This window comes from Lysinibacillus sp. NPDC097195 (assembly GCF_044762075.1).
Lineage (GTDB): Bacteria > Bacillota > Bacilli > Bacillales_A > Planococcaceae > Lysinibacillus.
The window spans coordinates 1,330,869-1,347,672 of record NZ_JBIWDP010000001.1; the positions used below are offsets into that span (position 1 = coordinate 1,330,869).

The window sequence follows — 16,804 nt, forward strand, 5'->3', positions numbered from 1 at the left end:
CATGCCGAAAATTCTTAAGAATCCTGAAGAAAATAAATCAAGTGCCAGGCACCGAAACAATTCAAAATATTCAGTAAAAAAAATAAAAAACCCCTCCTTTGTACTTGGAAGGGGTTTCATGTTTGTTATTGCATTAATTCTTCAAAAAATTCAACAGGTACATATGTTTTAGATGGTTCTAATAAAGCAGGTGCTACTTCAAAGTAACGTAGCGCTTTATTGTAGCCATACGCTTTTTCTCCACGGGTAATTGTATAAGAAACAACACCTTTTGAAAGTATAGCACCCGTTCCTGTTGATTCTACTTTAAAGCCAAGTTCTTCAGCGATAAGTCGTAGTGGTACCATTGTTGTACCATTGATATCATAAGAATCATTTTTAATAATTTCTTCAATAGCTGCATCAAAAGAAGCTGCTTGTGCTTCTTCCACATGTTCTTCAGCTGTAGCGTCTAACACAACTACTTTTGTAGGTGGTGTTTGAGCCGGAATACTTCTTGTTGTAATAGTATAGAACACAAGTAAATGTTGCTCTGCTAAATTTTCTGTTGTCACAGCTTTACCTGATTGGCTTTCAATGATTGTTTCTTTCCCAACATTTAGTTTTAACGAGTTATCCGTATTGACTAAATCTTTATCGAAAAAGTCCACTGTAGCACTGCCCATTTCCTCTGTTTCAACAATAATGACATCCGCGTTATATTGTGGTGGATAAATCATAAGCATTGGCTTATTCGCGTACGTATAAGCAGTTACTTTATCACCTTTTTGTAGCTTTACTTCTTTCCCTGTATTATCAAAAATAAGCGTGTCCTTATTTACAACAAAAACATTCGTATTTTCTCCATCTTTCGTTGTATAATATGTGGCATTGTCACGCTCTTCGACATTTTCAACTGTACCAGCTACTTTTACAAAAATCGGCTGCACTTGCGAATTTTGTTGTTCTTGTTTCGTATCATTTGTCACAACTGCTTCTCCTTCATTTGCTGATGCTGTTGGTGCAATAGCAACACTTCCTAGTAATAATGCTGTCATTGCAAATGGCACGACCTTCGTCATTTTCATAAAAAATACATCTCCTTCATTTCACGAATTCATAGAAGTAGTCGATTTTAAAAGAAAAAGGTTACATAATTACCATATTATTTTTTATTTTTTCGTTAAATAGAATTTTTATGCGTTTTCGAGCTAAAAAATCGTTGATAGTCGAGTTACTACCCGTTGTAAAAAATATTGTTGTTCACTTTGCTTTGCCCTTATTTCTAATGCAATATCTGGATGATCAGTAATCACGCCCGACACATTTTTTTCAATAAACTCCTGCAATGAACGATCTTTATTTAAAGTCCAAACAAATAAATCCATATGTTGGTTCTTCAGCTCCATAATTAAACGCTCATTGACCCACGATTCTTCTAGTGCAATAAAATCGACATTTAACGCATCAATGGATTCAATATCAAGTGCATAGACAATACCGACGCGTAAATTAGGTGTTATGCTCTTTAACTGTGTCATTAATTGTGCATTGGCAGACTGCACATAATACGTATCTAACACTTTATAGTATCGTAATTTTTCTACTAATCGAGGCAATAAGTCCTCCCTTGCGTTACCGTGAGCTTTTACTTCAATAAGTAGCGTCACATCAAGTGCCTTCGCGACTTCAATAAAGTCATCTAAAGAAGCGATTTTATCACTCATACCATTATCATAGATCGTAATGGTTTTTAAATCACTAAGCGTCATATTGGCAATAACCCCATTTTTTCCTGCTAAGCGCCTTAATGTACGATCATGATAAACGACAAATTCTCCATCTACTGTTTGCTGAATATCTATTTCAATGATGTCGGCACCTGCATTGGCTGCACTAACAAGTCCACTTATTGTATTTTCTATATTGCCTGCTGTATAGCCTCGATGTGCAATAATTTTTGTTTCCGGAGCATAAACACTTTTATCTAACGCGTAAATATTTATCATGCTTAATATGACAAAAATCACACAAAGTATCATTGGCAAAGCATTAATGCGTTTGCTCTTCGGCGTATTTTTTGATACCCCATAATTGCGGCTATGAAACATACTGGCAACCATAACTTGCGCAAACATCACTTGCAACAAACTAAATAACATTACAAAAACTATTTCTAAAAATGCTAAAGTGAGCCCCGCCGTTACCAGTGCAGTCTTGGGCATCCATCGCTCTAAAAAAAAGAGAGGTAGCATACCGATCACTGTCATCGTTAATAAAATCACTAGATGACCTGTAAAAACCATTGCCAGTAAAAGTGTTAGTCTAATTAACCCTCGTTTTGAAAAGCGCCAACTCCGTAGGAAAGATTGGCGTATTGAAATATTCGACTGTATTGTAAAAATAGGTAATGTTAAAAAACTTCTGAAGCTTATAACTACTATAATACTAGCTACAGCACCATATAGTATCCTTCCAAATCCGGTGCTCATTATTTCATTTGAAAAAATGTGAAGTAATGGTATTCCTTGAGTGAATGTTAGAGGAAGCACAAATGATGCTAATGGCAACAACAGTGTAATGTATAGCAATAAATACATAACTTGCAGGCTAAAGGAGTAAATAAGTTTGCGATTAAGTTGTTGCCATATTGTTAAAAATCGATAGCGAATAGCTCTTTGCTGATTAAATGCGATGATAAATAGGAAACCCATCTCATAATAAATAAATAGCAATATGACCAATAGTAGCAGAACCATCATCACTAGGACAAAGGGGTGCATTAAAAAGCTTTGGAAATTTTGTGTTGTAAGGCGGTTGTAACCTGTTACATTGAGCATGAGGCTCCAAAGTTGTGTTGACACTAGGATGACGAATATAAACTGAAGTAGACGAATCATTATGAAAACACGTACATAATCGTTGCGATATGTATCAATGTTATGGATTGCTTGTCGCAATATTTGACGTACTTTTCTCATACCCTCACCCCTGTCGTGTACTAGCCGATTCACACTATTACTTCTAATAATCTATGATAATTTTTGCATTCCAATTTATCATCAAAATTGAATAAATTATCAAGTTTGCTTAGGCATAGTTATCGTTCAATTTTTTCGAGAATGCTTGCGTTTAACGTTACTAAAGCAAGCAAATGAAAGAAATATCCCATTAGTTTATGCTTTCAATTGCAAGAAGATAAATGACCGAGGGCTTTGCACTAAATAAATTTGAAACTTTTTAGGTACGCTAGCAGTAAATATAGTACTGTAAACAACATAAGGAGGGAACTTCGTTGCAATTCAATATCGGTGATCTTATAAGTACTTTGTTTATACTTGTTATTTTTATCGCAATGTTTTACTTACTGATAAAGATGATTAAAAAAGTAAAGACTACTCCACTTCCACCTCCATCATCCACGCTACAACATCAAGTAGCACAACTGGTAATACGAGTGAATGATTTAGAGAAACAAGTGCATGAACTATCTAAACGTCCATAGCGCAATGATATTCAAAAAAAAAACGTTGTAAGGCTATGCCTCACAACGTTTTTTTGATTTTTCATAAACAATACGACCATCCACAACTGTATAAGCAACTTGTACTTGAGGTATTTTTTCGATATCTACAGCGAAAATATCCTCTTCGAATACAGTGAAATCAGCACTAAATCCTTTTTTTATTTTGCCTCGAGTGTCCTCTTGGCCAATTATTTCAGCAGATCCAACTGTATACAGGCGTACTGCCTCAAAACGCGAAATTTTCTCCTGCGGGCCAAAACCATTATGACTTTCTCCAAAATTTCGTCTCGTCACTGCGGCATAAATGCCGAATAAAGGATTCGGTACTTCTATAGGCGCATCACTTCCACCTGCTACAATCAATCCATGATCTAATAATGATTTTAGCGGATGTAAGCCCTGTGAACGTTGCTCTCCTAACTTAACACGTTCAGCTAAATACTCACCTTGTACAAACTGTGGTTGCATATCAACAGCGATTGGTAATGCTGCCAGCTTCTCTAAAATCGCTTCATCAACCAGACTACAATGAATTAAACGATCCAATTGTCCTTCTTGTGGTGGATTTGCAGCAAAAATATCCAAGATTATTTCAATGGCTAAATCTCCTATTGCATGGACTGCAACTGTTTGCCCATAGCGCCTTGCTAATTGCACATAGTGCTCTAATTGCGCTGTTGAATGAACGAGAATACCACTATTTTCTGGGTCATCACAATATGGCTCACGTAATGCCGCCGTACGACCACCGAAAGCACCATCAACAAAAATTTTCATTGCCCCAAATTGGACATAGCGTGTTGATTGTTCATTTAACAATGCAACTTCCTCAAAAACTGTGTGGTGTTGCAATAAATGCACTTTAAATGAGTGTTGTGCATCCACTATTTTTCGATAGGCATTAATTGGTTGACTTGGTGGACCAAAATAACTTAAATCTTCTGAATGACCTCCTACTAAACCATAAGATTGAAGCGATGCTACAGACTTTTGCAAAGCTTCTTCAATATAGTCAGGGGTATAATATGGCATATGGTTAACGATTAAATATAATGCTGTATCTTTTAATACACCAGTTACTTGACCATTCTTCTTTTCAATAATGCCCCCTTCTGGAGAAGGTGTATCATTAGTAATATTTGCAAATGCAAGTGCCTTTGAATTAGCTAAAATTAAATGATGGCAACTTCGTTTAATAATCAGATGGGCATCCCCAAGTGCATCGAGCTCCGATAAAGTTGGGAAAATTGGCTCTGTATAGCCTGTTTCATTCATGCCAATCGCTACAACCCATTGCCCTGAAGGGACACCTTCCATCCGTTCACGAATAATATGTAACAACTCTTCCTTACTAGTAACGTTGGACACATCAATGTGCATTAGTTTTTCTCCATAGCCAATAATATGCAAATGACTATCGACAAATCCTGGGTACATCACATTTCCTTGTAAATCTCGAACCGTTGTAGCTTGGGCTATTAAACTATCGGCAGAGCCTACAGCTACTATTTGTCCATCTTTTTCAAGTACAGCTTCAACGGTTTCACCCTCTCGTTCCATCGTATAAATTGTTCCACCTGTCCAAAGTGTTGCCATCCATTTTCCCCCTATGCTACTGCTTCAATTAAATGTGCACTTTCTAAGCGTCTACGTACAATGACACCGAGCCATGCCGCAAGGACTGCTTTTAAAATTCCAACAATGATAAATGGCGCTGCACCGCCCATAAATGCGGCAGTCCATGTTAAATCGCCAACAATTTTTAACCAAGTTGTACCAAATGCCAATGTTATGACCATACCAATTAAGTTGGCGATAACTGCTTGTACAACGGTAATACCAAATTTATCTAAGTATAAACCCATTAATACAGCCGCTGCAAGGAAACCTACAATATAGCCCCCTGTTGGTCCTATGATAATGCCATAGCCACCTGACATTCCACTAAATACGGGAAGACCTGCTGTTCCAAGTAAAATATAGACAAGTACAGAAAGTGTACCAAGTTTTGTACCTAAAATTGTGACAACTAAGCCTACAGCTAAAGTTTGACCAGTAATTGGAATGAGTGGTAGCGGAATTGTGACCTGTGCAAGAACTGCGATAATGGCCGCTCCGAACGCCGCTAACACGTAATTGTACGTACTACTTTTTTTCAATGTAAATCCCCCTTTAGTTAACCTATTTTCAAAATAAGTTAACCAAAAGATAATGCAAATAAAAACCGTTGTCAATCGATTTCGACAAATTAGAATAAAAAGTGGTCTTTATCGTCGCCAACTAAGCTACCAAAGAGGTTCCTTGCTAGGATCATTTTCTTGTAATTTTACTATATTAGGTATTAATAAATAGATAAAAATTACGCTGCTTAACATATAAAATATAAGGCCAATAAAAAACTGATCAAAAGCTTGCAGCACAATCACCATAAATGGTATAGGCATATTGAGCATGCCAGCTAATTGTGCTGACTTTTGCGTGCGATAGAGCTTTTTACTACAATGTGGGCAGGCAATTTGCTGTCCATTTTTCCAATACAGTTTACGTGCTTGCTTAGCAGACCAAATTTCTCCACAAGCAATACATACAGGCAAGCCATAGCCTTTTTTACGCAATATACGCTTGATTATCATGGCAATCATGACAAAACAGCTGAGAAGTAGCATCCCTTTCACCCAATCATTCGCTAAGTACGACCAAAAGCTCCATTGTACTGTGTCTTGCTGTAATGCGGCTCCTTGCATCGTCGCTGTGCGCTGTTGCGAATTGCGTGCGATAAGAGCACTAAAACCAATTGCAAGTAGCGTAAAAGTCGCAAGGACGATTCGGTAAGTTCGTTGGCTAGTACTTCTATGTTTACTATTTCTCATTTTTTGCGCAATGCGCTGCTTTTTTTCATCCGTTAGATTTACATGTTGTAACTCATGTAGAACGTTTTCTTTAAATTGATTCAAAGCGTAGCACCTCCCAATCATCGTCAGCGATTATTGTTGCTAGTTGTTTTCTCGCCCGCTGTAACCTCGTTCTTACAGTTGCCTCAGGACAGCCAATAAGCTTAGCAATGTCGACTGTGGACATGTCCTCAAAATAATAGAGAATTAAGACCTCTCTATAAGGCACAGTTAGTGTGAATAATGCTTCTACTAGCAGCTGTTTAGTCGATTTAGCAAGCATTGCTTTTTCTGGTGTTTTGGTCGAAACGCGTCCTGTTATTTTCTCAAATAATGACAGCCGTTTACTTTTCCAACTACGTAAATAATCGTGACTGCGATTGACCGTCATTTTGACCAAATATGTACGTAAAGAAGATTCTTGGCGAAATTGTTGCTGCTTTTGATAAAAGGCAATAAACACATCTTGGACAATATCTTCAGCTGTTGCTTCATTTTTCACATATAAAAAAGCAACTTTCAGTAAATAATCCCCGTGCTCTGCAATAATTTGTTCAATCTCCATTGTGCCTCACCTTCTTTCTAAACTACAGACGTTCCAAAATCTAGTTCCGATTCACTTTCGTAAAATTTTTTTGTTACCCGTTTTCCTAGTGAAATGTTCCTTTTAAAATCGCTATTTTTTTTCACAAAAAATCCGCTCCCTTTGTCCGGAAAAACAAAGGTTACGGATCATTGTTTGAAGCGAATATTAATTCCTTTATTTACTATTTCCCACATTACTATATTGGTTATAGAACGTTATTTGGTTACGTCCATTGCGTTTGGATGTATAAAGTGCTTCATCAGCATGATGAATTAATTGCTCCACTCTCGTAATGTGACCATCCTCATTTGTACTGACACCTATACTAAATTCTAACTGCACAATAGCATCATTTACCGTTAACGAAAGTGCTGTCAACGTATCGTATAAATTTTGAGCAATGATCGTAATCGATTCTTCTTGTTTTAACTGGATAAGCACAATAAATTCATCTCCACCAAAACGAGCAACAATGGATTCGTATGGTTGAAAAAATTGTTCTAACGTGGTGGCTGTTATCGTTAAAGCATCATCCCCAAATAAATGACCATTCGAATCATTGATTGATTTAAAATGATCTAAATCAATCATTAGTAAAGCTAATTTCTGATGATGAGCTGCACACTTCACCATTTCTTTTGCATTCTCATCAAAATAGCGGCGATTGTAAATATTCGTAAGTGGATCGATATAGGAAGTTCGCTCAAACTGCTTTTTCTGATCGTTATACTCCATCTCGAATAACTCTTGCGTATAATTTTCTCGTTGCATTTCTAATAAAATATTTATATATTCCTTTTGCACGGCACACAAAATAATTTTATTCCCTTGCACTTCGATAAGGTTTACTAATGAATTGTAAATCGTCTGTAATAATGAAAGGTCATTGTTTTGTAACGCATAATGTTTTGATTTTTGATACATATCTATGGCTTGACCAAGATGCCCTTGTTTTTCAAATAACAGTGCTTGGGCATTGAACACTTCTAATTGCGCCTTATTATAAGGTGGCTCTTTAATTTTCAGGAGTAACTCCTGTATAATGACATCCGATTGCTCAAAATCTCCCAACCAAATATGCGCAATCGCTAAATTGGTTTTCGGGTGGATAATACTTTGATAAGGGTGCTCATGTTTTGTTTCAAATTCATTGGCATAATATAAGCTCTTCAATGCCAAGCTTTTTGCCTTTGCGAACTGGCCAAGCTCAATCTCAATCCCACTTAAATTATTATAGATTTTTCCTAAACTTTCAATGTGTTGTATACGTTCGGCAATTTCAAGTCCTTTCATTAAAAGCTCTACCGATTTTTTCAAATGCCCGAAAGTTCCCCAATAAATGGAGGCAAGTGAATAATACTGAATAACATCAATATCATTCCCATATAAAAAAGTCAGTTCGCGGTATTTTTCTAGTAAATTAATGGAAATTTGTAGATCCCCTACTTGAAAATAGCTAATACAGCTGTATCGCAATAAATGCATTGCCTTATCATGCATTGCAAGTTCAGTAGCACTTTCAATAGCAACACTACTTAACTCGATATATTCTAAATAGCGATTTGCACTATATAATTCATTTAGTGTAATCCATAGTTCTTCAAATTCTTGTAAATCCACACCGCACCCTCCTTTTCATCCCCTACTCCCTTAATACTACATTTGCTTATAAAATATTACAATTCTTTCTCCTTATTTATTTTCCAATTAATGAGTAATTTAACCTAAAACACAATTAACATTTACTACTTGACGTTATTTTGGCTGTTATTTTTCAAAATCTGTCCTAAAGTTTGCATGGATAAGGATGTGAGGGTGTTGCGTAATTTAATGAAAAAAACAAGCCTCTTTACCAAGAGACTTGTTAAGATTATTCCACTTTTAAGAGTACTTTCAATTGCGCTGCTCTTTCCTGGCTCAGTTGAATTTCACCATATTCCTGTGCTTGTAACCAAAGTGAATGACCATATCCTTCCCAAATGTCCACCCGCACTCCATCTAATTTGAACGCATAATTTGGGGGTGTGTCAAAGGTTTTTTCTTTCATTCTCCAATTTATTGGATTTAGAAATGCTCGCACTTCATCAACATTGTCAAGCGTGAGGTTTGTTGTGACAGTCGGTTCTATAATTTCTAATGTCTCTATGAAACCGAAACGGTTAACTGGCACCTCCTCATCGGTAGTAACACCACCTATTGACTGAACAGCTACATAATTTCCTATTTGCAGAGAAATATCATCAAGTAGCGGATACCATGTTGCATTTTGATATTTATCAATAATTTGTGCTTGCGACATATTAACTACCTCTTCTGGTACTGCCCCTTCAACAAGTAAGAAAGCATTATCTTGGATTGCTACAACGGTTCCAATATGGACATTACCTTGACGTATATTTGTATAATTTTCGAGTCCTATTTCCTCTTGAAAAGCTTTCGCTTGATCTGCAAAATGAGTATTAAAGTAGCGGATTGCATCTAGTGTAGCTATATCACTTACAATTTCAGCCGGAAATGTTGGGTATTTTTTTACGTATAAAGCTTCTAATTTTTTCTCAGCGACCATCAATGGTAATAATGGCTCAATATTCTTTGTAAAATATTTATTTAAACCTTGTTTTTTTAAAATTTCCGCATATTCTGGAAAAGATTCTTGTAGCATTTTTAACTCTTCGAGACGCTGCAGCCCTTCAGCCTTACGTTCCTCTTGTGTACTTTCAATACCGAGAGACAGCGCAAAATAATAGGAGGCCACTCGCTTCTCATAACGTCGATAAGCCTCTTCTAATTCTCTTCCCTGATCAAGAGAGAAACGTTCCGCTATATCCAGATAATAAGTAAGCCCTGTCTGATTAAATAATTGTGCCGATTGGTGTTTTTTATCACTATCTAAAAACTGTATAACAAACCCTACTAAAAAAAGCGTAACAATGGCCGTTAAGATCTTTAAGCTTATGGATTTTTTAGGTTTCACTTTATGACGCTGCAAAACACGTTGATTGACGCGTTCTTTATTTTTTGACATATCTCCTGTCATTTTAATCAACTCTTTTTTGACCTCATTCATGTAGTAACACCTCCCATTCCTCACGTAAATGAGGCTTTAATGCTTCGCGGGCTCTTTTCAATCTTGTTTTGACGGTATTTTCAGGTAATTCAAGCACTTGCGCTATATCAGCAATCTTCAATTCTTCATAGTAATAAAGTAATATCGGCTCTCTATATGTGAGTGGAAGTTTTAATATTGCCGCTCCGATTTGTGATCTTTCCTCCGCTTCGATTAAGGCATCTCGTTGTTTTTTAGCTTGTGTTAAAAATAGTTTTTCTTGTAAAATGCATTTTTTATAATGCCAGCTTTTTAAATAGTCTTTGCTTTTATTAATCGTCAGCGTCGATAAGTAAGCGCGTAACTGCCCACGTTCCTCATAGGCTTGCGCTTGCTCCGAAAATTTGATAAATACTTCTTGCACAATATCCTCTGCTACATGCTGATTTTTCACATAAAAATAAGCGAGGCGCAGCAAATGCTCTGCATAATCGTCAATAATTTTTTCCAGAATGCCGTCCACCTCCTCTGTTACCATATTAACGATTACCAACGGTCGACCGTTTCACTTTTTGTAAAATTTTTATATAAATGAATAAGGCTGTTTTCGTAAAGATTGTTGTTCTTCAACTAACGGGATGCTTTAGTTAAATATTCGATTTACGAAATATAAAACATAAAAACAGAGTTGATTCTACACATTTTGTAGATTAACTCTGTCTCTATGTTTTAACAGCAACAATCTTTTAGAAAACAGCCTTTATTTAAGACAGTCCGCTGGGGCTGTCTTTTCATTTACAATTATTTGTAAATGTGATATATTTATCACATAGAGAGATAAATATATCACTTAGGAGGGGTATAACTAATGAAACAAACATTGACTAACAAGAGTTGGCTCATCGGGCTGTTAGGATTTTTTGGGTTTTCAGGGACTAACGGGTCCCCTGCTATGTATTTATTTTTTGCCTTTTTTGGAGGGTTTCAATATTACTGGTGGCATAAATTAGGCGCAGGGGAAGATGAACGTTTAATCGAAAATCGCAATATTGCGGGGACAATGGCTTTTAGCATTGCTTTCTGTTTTGGGTTTCTAAGCAGCTTGGTATTAAGTTTTCTTTCTATCGATTATGCGTTTTTATATCGAGCTGAATTGATCATTTTAGCTCTGACCTTCGCTTTGGGAACGAATTTGTGGGCGTATTTGACTTACAAATATGATACGGGTGAATAATTATGACAGCTTTTACAACTCAGATAAAAAAATATCGTCTTTTAAAAGATTTTACCCAAGAAGAACTTGCACAGCGTGTGGGTGTTCGTAGAGAAACGATTATGCGTTTGGAGAACGCAAAATATAATCCCTCTTTGGAATTAGCCGTTCGAATCGCAATAGAATTGGACGCTTCAATTGACGACTTGTTCCATTTTGACTTTGGAAAATAATGGAGATGAAAAGATTGAACAGGACAACATTCAGATTATTGATTGGTTTGATTTGGATCATCGGTGCAATCGTATGTTTAGTTAAATCTAATTTTTTAACGGCTGCTTTATGCTTGTTAGTTGGTGTAGTATTTGTCGTCGCATCTAAAAGAAAAACAAATACGAAATAAGGGGAAAACTATGCCAGATGAACTGTTCTCAATTAAAGATTTAGCGGTTTGGTATGAAACCGGTAAACCCATCATAAGGAATTTGAATATGGAATAATTTTAGTTATTCCATTAATGGGCGCGATTAAAATCGCCGTTCTTCTTAAACTAACAAGGTGCTGTAGTTAAATATTCGATTTTCGAAATATCAAACATAAAAACAGAGTTGATTCAACATATTTTGTAGATTAACTCTGTTTTTATGTTTTAACAGCAACAATCTTTTAGAAAACAGCCATGAATAAAAAAGAAAACCCACCTTATTTCAATAGTGGATTTTCTACTAATTATATAAATCGTTTAGCGATTGTTTCGTATAGACCTACTATGAGCAAGCCTCCAAAGACAGGAACAAGTGAATTAAAGCTAAAATAAAAACCCTCAGCATCGTACCGGCCTAAAAAACGAAACGCCAGCCACGAAATGTTATATGTTTCACCGATCCCATATAAAAAGCCAGTAGTAAATAAAAACAAAGCAAAGCATTTTATAAAGTTAGCCTTTTGCATACATTTCACCTCACTGAACAATCGTCATTTCCTCTGCATATGCAAGTATTTCTTCTTTCGTAAATTCAGGATTTTCAGTTAGAATGCTGTATTGGTAACCATTTTCATACCAACTAATAACAAAACGATCTCCGAAATCCATAAATGTCCCTTTTTTCCCTCGTACATCTATACCTTCTTCATTCACCAAATCACCACCGAATGTAGTAAAATTACTCACTACTTTATAAACTGAGACTGAAAATGCAGGTTGCTCCACTTTTTCATATTCAAAAGAAAATTCTGGACGTTCTTCTACTTTCATATCTAGTATCGTTGATAGCGTCAACCCATTATCTTCAGGAACCATTAAAAAATCACCAAGCTGTTTTTTCACCTCATCTATTGTAGTAGGTTCAGTCTGATCTACTGTATCCATTTCTTCAATAGTTGCACCTTTTGGTATGTCATAAGCAAACAACGCATCATCGATTTTCTTATTTATTTCAAGCTTCGTATATTCTTGTTGCGCCACATTGCCTCCGTTCGTCGTAATTGTTTTTAACGTCAACCACGTTTTTTTATCAATCCACACTTCAATGTCGCCTAGTAATGTATTCTTTTTTTGCGCTTTCGCTGTAATGTGATAAGCATCTCTGCCTGCAATTTTTTCTTCACCTGCGATTGCAATATCATGAGAGTCTTTCACAAAATTCAATAAAACTTGGGCACTATCTTTTGCTGAAGCACCCATAAACTCTTCTAATTCTCCATTTTCAAATGCCATAATGGAACCCGTATTTTCCTTTTTGCTATAGGTAGTAATTTGCTTTCCATCATTGACTGCAATGATATCATCATCATTAAAAGACATTTCGATTCGCCGCTTACCGTCCTTCATCCACTCTTTTACTGTAGCGATCCCAGTTTTGCCCATATCCCATTTATATTCACCATAATAGCTCTCTAGCTCTTTTGTTTCCTGTAATGCTTGGTCAATAATCTCCTGTGGGGAATAGGATGCCTCTGGATTGCAACCAACTAAACTAATAGTCAGTAGTGCAATTATTCCTCCTAGACGTACTGAAGGTTGCCAGTTCATTGTTTATCTGCTCCTTTGTAAGGTGGTAGCCAGCAAAGAACGGCTGTCCCAACACCTTGTTGTGATACCATGTTTATCGTTCCACCATGTTTCTCTATAATTTGTTTCGCTATGCTAAGACCAAGCCCCGTACCTCTTTGTCCTGTCTTAGTTCTTGCATAATCTGATTGATACAGTGGTTCAAACAATTGATTAATTTCTTGTTCACAGACGCCCGCTCCACTGTTTTGAACGATTAAATACATTCCGTCCTTTTCGCAAAGAGCGGCATTGACAAAATCAAAGCCCCAGTCGAGTTTTCGATTACTAATAGCTGCTAACCCAATCGTAGAACCCAATGTTCCAAAGTGTGTGGCATTGCTCATTAAGTTATCAATGACCCGTTGCATTTGTGAAGGATGTACAGCATATGCCCCCTCTACATCACATAACGTACGCAGTGAAAATCCTTTACTTTGACAAATTGGCTCATATTCAGAAATGGCCATATCAAAAAATTCCTGGCCTTCTACTTGAACAAGAGATACTTCATAGTTTGTAGATTGAAGTAATGTATACATTAGTAAATCTTCTAGCATTTCCTTCATGTCCACAGCCTTCGTTAAAATCACATTACGATACTCCTCCTGTATCTGAGTGGAGAGTAAAGGATTTTGTAAGCTTTCTGCATATGCTTGAATGGACGTTAATGGTGTTTTTAAATCATGTGAAATACTAGCAATCATAAGTTCCTTTTGTTGCTGTTCTTCTTTTAAATGTAAACGCGCTTTTTCAATCTCACTCTGCATACTCAGGAAAGTGTTTGCAAGTTCCCCAATTTCATCTTTTCTTGTAGCAATAGCAGTTTCAACATGTTGTCCTTTGCCAAATGCTTGCATTTGTTGCATGAACTCATGTAAAGGTCGATTCAATTTACGATTAAGTAACAGAATCACTGTCGTATATATTGCTAGAAATAATGTAATGATACTTGCAATGACAAGCCAAGAACGCTTCTCTACACCTTTAACCCAATCCTTCCTCACTAATTGAATTTCATATATACCAACTAATTCACCTTTTTGATAGACGGGTTCTTTGTATGTAAAGGCATTGTATTTTTGCTGTAACTCATATAAGTTTTTCCAAATGATTTCTCTTGAAACAAACCCCGCGTTCAAAGGATTCGACGAATAATAAACAAAACCTGATTTAGAGTACAACGTTATGGCAAGTTGATCACTGGTAAGTACCTTTACCTCCTGAAAATCAGTATTATTTGCATATAATTCTGGATTGTTAAGAATGCTTTTAACGTGATTTAGTTCAATCCATTTTTCCATATATTCTGCAAAGCTTTTGTCATGATAATAGGCATTAATCCACATATATAAGCCAAAGGCACCGCCTATTGGTACAATCATGACGATGAAAAACATAATGAGTAACCAAGTTTTAATTTTCATAATGGTTCTCCAATAAAGCGGTAGCCCTTACCCCAAACGGTTTGAATATAATGTGGTGTTTTAACAGGATCCTGTAGTTTTTCCCGCAGTGCTTTAATATGTACGGTGACTGTATGCGTTTCATCTACACTTGCCTGTTGCCAAATATGCTGATATAGCTCTTCCTTAGTAAATGTTTGACCTGGGTTTTTCGCCAGTAGTTTTAAAAGGGCAAATTCCTTTTGTGTTAAGGTAAGTTCATAATTTTGAAGGGTCGTTATTTCTTTTTGCCAATCAATTGTTAAGCCAAATGCAAATGTTGCAACGTGTTCTGTCATTTCTATTCTTTTATAGCGTTGCCATCTACGTAGATGCGAAGCAACTCGTGCCTTTAATTCTGCTAAGCTAAAAGGCTTCGCTAAATAATCATCAGCACCTTGTAAACCCTCAACCTTATCAGCTTCTTCTTTACGAGCGCTCATCATGAGAATGGGTACATCACTTTCCCAACGAATATTTTGGCAAACCTTAAGTCCATCCATTTCAGGTAGCATCCAATCGACTAATACTAAATCAAATGGTTGTGCTTGAAAATCTGCTAGTCCCTCTAAACCGGTTGTAGCCCAAGTGACTTCATATCCTTCTTGTACTAGCGTATCTTTAACAATGCGTCCTATTGCAGGATCATCTTCAATTAGTAATAGCTTTTCACTCATCTATTTTCCTCCTGTACTAACCTTACAATGAATTCATGGATTTCTTCTGAACTTTATACTTTCTTTATAATTACCATAGATGGACTTTCTTGTATTAACAAGGGCAAATTAAAAACTAAACAAAAAAAAGAATGTACATATGTTGTACATTCTTGTCTGTAGGGCAAACTCCATTATACTGTTGGCGTTAATTTCCACAATGGCAGACGCTTTTTCATAGATACATAAGAAAGCAACAACCATTCCGTACTGTCCGTAGCTTCAAGGATTTGGGGTAAAAAAATGACAAAAGGCATCAAGTACAAAAACTACTTGATACCTTCTGTCTATGTGTAATGCACGCATGTTGTGCATTCCTTCAATCTATGTTAGAAAAATAAGCTTAAGATATAGTAAATTGTAGCAGCCATTACTGCTGAAATCGGCATTGTAATAACCCAAGTCGTCACAATTTTACGTGCCATGCCCCATTTTACACCTTTTACACGATGTGCTGTCCCAACACCCATAATAGAAGATGAAATAACGTGTGTAGTGGATACAGGTAAATGGATTAATGTTGCACCGAAAATAATTGAAGCAGATGCTAAGTCTGCTGCCACACCATTAACAGGGCGAATTTTCATTATTTTCCCGCCAACAGTTTTAATAATTTTGTAACCACCTACCGATGTTCCTAGACCCATCGCACAGGCAGCTGCAAAACGTACCCAAAATGGTATATCATCGCCTTGGTGCAATCCTCCGGCGATTAAGGCAAGTGTAATAATCCCCATTGCCTTTTGCGCGTCATTCGTACCATGTGTAAATGATTGAAGGGCCGCTGTACCAATTTGCATCGTTCGGAACCCTTTATTTGTACGATATAAATTCATATCTTTAAAAATGACTTTAAAGAGTGACATCATTAAAAAACCAGCAGCAAATGCAAGTAATGGTGAGAAGATAAGTGCTTGAATGATTTTAATGAAGCCTGTGTAATTGAGAATACCAAAGCCTGCTGCTGCAATCGCTGCCCCAGCAACTGAACCAATTAATGTATGTGAGGAACTAGAAGGTATACCAAAATACCACGTTAATAAGTTCCAAGTAATAGCTGACAGTAAAGCAGCCAAAATAACGACTGAGCCTGTAATATCTCCGTCATAAGTATTTAACGTAAACGGGTCAACAATATCTTTCGTTAATGCTTTCGCAACGCCAACAAACGTAATCGCACCAATAAAGTTCATAACCGCAGCCATATAGACGGCTGTACGAGGCTTTAATGCACGCGTTGATACAGATGTCGCAATAGCGTTGGCTGTATCATGGAAGCCGTTAATAAAGTCGAATACTAGTGCGAATATAACGACTAATATTGTAATCAGTAATATCGTATCCATTTAGTA

18 protein-coding genes are annotated in these 16,804 nt (G+C 36.5%); 4 read left to right on the forward strand and 14 right to left on the reverse strand.

The window, feature by feature from the left end:
• Positions 1-125: 125 nt before the first annotated feature.
• Both ACIQXI_RS06875 and ACIQXI_RS06880 read right to left on the reverse strand, forming a co-directional pair.
• A complete protein-coding gene (locus ACIQXI_RS06875) occupies positions 126-1,067 on the reverse strand; it encodes a stalk domain-containing protein (protein ID WP_402922873.1) in 942 nt (313 codons plus the stop codon).
• A gap of 123 nt (positions 1,068-1,190) precedes the next feature.
• Positions 1,191-2,960 (reverse strand): glycerophosphoryl diester phosphodiesterase membrane domain-containing protein, encoded by a 1,770-nt coding sequence (locus tag ACIQXI_RS06880; RefSeq protein WP_402922874.1) that lies wholly within the window; start codon positions 2,958-2,960, stop codon positions 1,191-1,193.
• Positions 2,961-3,274: 314 nt separating this feature from the next.
• On the opposite strand from ACIQXI_RS06880, the gene ACIQXI_RS06885 reads away from it, so the two are divergent.
• Positions 3,275-3,484: a hypothetical protein gene (locus tag ACIQXI_RS06885; RefSeq protein WP_402922875.1), complete on the forward strand. Its 210-nt coding sequence runs from the start codon at positions 3,275-3,277 to the stop codon at positions 3,482-3,484.
• 33 nt (positions 3,485-3,517) lie between these two features.
• On the opposite strand, the gene ACIQXI_RS06890 is transcribed toward ACIQXI_RS06885, so the two are convergent.
• From ACIQXI_RS06890 to ACIQXI_RS06920, 7 genes are all read right to left on the reverse strand, one after another.
• Positions 3,518-5,101, reverse strand: a complete 1,584-nt coding sequence (locus ACIQXI_RS06890; RefSeq protein ID WP_402922876.1) for an amidohydrolase — start codon at positions 5,099-5,101, stop codon at positions 3,518-3,520.
• An 11-nt stretch (positions 5,102-5,112) separates the two neighbouring features.
• Positions 5,113-5,664, reverse strand: a complete 552-nt coding sequence (locus ACIQXI_RS06895) for a biotin transporter BioY (RefSeq protein ID WP_402922877.1) — start codon at positions 5,662-5,664, stop codon at positions 5,113-5,115.
• Positions 5,665-5,790: 126 nt separating this feature from the next.
• A complete protein-coding gene (locus ACIQXI_RS06900) occupies positions 5,791-6,459 on the reverse strand; it encodes a TIGR04104 family putative zinc finger protein (protein WP_402922878.1) in 669 nt (222 codons plus the stop codon).
• A complete protein-coding gene (locus ACIQXI_RS06905) occupies positions 6,446-6,961 on the reverse strand; it encodes a sigma-70 family RNA polymerase sigma factor (protein WP_402922880.1) in 516 nt (171 codons plus the stop codon). Before ACIQXI_RS06905 ends, ACIQXI_RS06900 begins: the two co-directional genes overlap by 14 nt.
• Positions 6,962-7,156: 195 nt before the next feature.
• The gene (locus ACIQXI_RS06910; RefSeq protein ID WP_402922882.1) at positions 7,157-8,602 is read right to left on the reverse strand and encodes a diguanylate cyclase; all 1,446 of its coding nucleotides are present in this window, start codon (positions 8,600-8,602) and stop codon (positions 7,157-7,159) included.
• A 250-nt stretch (positions 8,603-8,852) separates the two neighbouring features.
• Positions 8,853-10,049: a hypothetical protein gene (locus ACIQXI_RS06915; protein ID WP_402922884.1), complete on the reverse strand. Its 1,197-nt coding sequence runs from the start codon at positions 10,047-10,049 to the stop codon at positions 8,853-8,855.
• A complete protein-coding gene (locus ACIQXI_RS06920) occupies positions 10,042-10,581 on the reverse strand; it encodes a sigma-70 family RNA polymerase sigma factor (RefSeq protein ID WP_402922886.1) in 540 nt (179 codons plus the stop codon). The genes ACIQXI_RS06915 and ACIQXI_RS06920 overlap by 8 nt, the downstream gene beginning before the upstream one ends.
• Positions 10,582-10,896: 315 nt before the next feature.
• Here ACIQXI_RS06920 and ACIQXI_RS06925 point away from each other — a divergent pair, with 315 nt between their 5' ends.
• The 3 genes from ACIQXI_RS06925 to ACIQXI_RS06935 are packed head-to-tail and all read left to right on the forward strand — an operon-like array spanning position 10,897 to position 11,644.
• On the forward strand, positions 10,897-11,262 hold the full coding sequence (locus ACIQXI_RS06925; protein WP_402922888.1) for a DUF3796 domain-containing protein: 366 nt from the start codon (positions 10,897-10,899) through the stop codon (positions 11,260-11,262).
• Positions 11,263-11,264: 2 nt separating this feature from the next.
• A complete protein-coding gene (locus tag ACIQXI_RS06930) occupies positions 11,265-11,474 on the forward strand; it encodes a helix-turn-helix transcriptional regulator (protein ID WP_402922889.1) in 210 nt (69 codons plus the stop codon).
• A gap of 14 nt (positions 11,475-11,488) precedes the next feature.
• The gene (locus ACIQXI_RS06935; protein ID WP_402922891.1) at positions 11,489-11,644 is read left to right on the forward strand and encodes a hypothetical protein; all 156 of its coding nucleotides are present in this window, start codon (positions 11,489-11,491) and stop codon (positions 11,642-11,644) included.
• 326 nt (positions 11,645-11,970) lie between these two features.
• Here ACIQXI_RS06935 and ACIQXI_RS06940 read toward each other — a convergent pair whose 3' ends face one another.
• From ACIQXI_RS06940 to ACIQXI_RS06960, 5 genes are all read right to left on the reverse strand, one after another.
• Positions 11,971-12,192: a hypothetical protein gene (locus ACIQXI_RS06940; RefSeq protein ID WP_402922892.1), complete on the reverse strand. Its 222-nt coding sequence runs from the start codon at positions 12,190-12,192 to the stop codon at positions 11,971-11,973.
• 10 nt (positions 12,193-12,202) lie between these two features.
• Positions 12,203-13,273, reverse strand: coding sequence for a LolA family protein (locus ACIQXI_RS06945; RefSeq protein WP_402922894.1), 1,071 nt, complete (start codon positions 13,271-13,273; stop codon positions 12,203-12,205).
• Positions 13,270-14,718 carry a HAMP domain-containing sensor histidine kinase gene (locus tag ACIQXI_RS06950; protein ID WP_402922895.1) on the reverse strand — a complete coding sequence of 483 codons (1,449 nt, stop codon included), beginning with the start codon at positions 14,716-14,718 and terminating at the stop codon, positions 13,270-13,272. Before ACIQXI_RS06950 ends, ACIQXI_RS06945 begins: the two co-directional genes overlap by 4 nt.
• On the reverse strand, positions 14,715-15,413 hold the full coding sequence (locus ACIQXI_RS06955; protein WP_402922897.1) for a response regulator transcription factor: 699 nt from the start codon (positions 15,411-15,413) through the stop codon (positions 14,715-14,717). Before ACIQXI_RS06955 ends, ACIQXI_RS06950 begins: the two co-directional genes overlap by 4 nt.
• A 368-nt stretch (positions 15,414-15,781) precedes the next feature.
• Positions 15,782-16,798: an inorganic phosphate transporter gene (locus tag ACIQXI_RS06960; protein ID WP_402922899.1), complete on the reverse strand. Its 1,017-nt coding sequence runs from the start codon at positions 16,796-16,798 to the stop codon at positions 15,782-15,784.
• Between the last annotated feature and the right edge of the window lie 6 nt (positions 16,799-16,804).

Bases quoted from the DNA above. Each gene is read 5' to 3' on its own strand.
- ACIQXI_RS06875 (WP_402922873.1), bottom strand. From the start codon at position 1,067: ATGAAAATGACGAAGGTCGTGCCATTTGCAATGACAGCATTATTACTA.
- ACIQXI_RS06880 (WP_402922874.1), bottom strand. From the start codon at position 2,960: ATGAGAAAAGTACGTCAAATATTGCGACAAGCAATCCATAACATTGAT.
- ACIQXI_RS06890 (WP_402922876.1), bottom strand. From the start codon at position 5,101: ATGGCAACACTTTGGACAGGTGGAACAATTTATACGATGGAACGAGAG.
- ACIQXI_RS06905 (WP_402922880.1), bottom strand. From the start codon at position 6,961: ATGGAGATTGAACAAATTATTGCAGAGCACGGGGATTATTTACTGAAA.
- ACIQXI_RS06915 (WP_402922884.1), bottom strand. From the start codon at position 10,049: ATGAATGAGGTCAAAAAAGAGTTGATTAAAATGACAGGAGATATGTCA.
- ACIQXI_RS06925 (WP_402922888.1), top strand. From the start codon at position 10,897: ATGAAACAAACATTGACTAACAAGAGTTGGCTCATCGGGCTGTTAGGA.
- ACIQXI_RS06930 (WP_402922889.1), top strand. From the start codon at position 11,265: ATGACAGCTTTTACAACTCAGATAAAAAAATATCGTCTTTTAAAAGAT.
- ACIQXI_RS06940 (WP_402922892.1), bottom strand. From the start codon at position 12,192: ATGCAAAAGGCTAACTTTATAAAATGCTTTGCTTTGTTTTTATTTACT.
- ACIQXI_RS06945 (WP_402922894.1), bottom strand. From the start codon at position 13,273: ATGAACTGGCAACCTTCAGTACGTCTAGGAGGAATAATTGCACTACTG.
- ACIQXI_RS06950 (WP_402922895.1), bottom strand. From the start codon at position 14,718: ATGAAAATTAAAACTTGGTTACTCATTATGTTTTTCATCGTCATGATT.
- ACIQXI_RS06955 (WP_402922897.1), bottom strand. From the start codon at position 15,413: ATGAGTGAAAAGCTATTACTAATTGAAGATGATCCTGCAATAGGACGC.
- ACIQXI_RS06960 (WP_402922899.1), bottom strand. From the start codon at position 16,798: ATGGATACGATATTACTGATTACAATATTAGTCGTTATATTCGCACTA.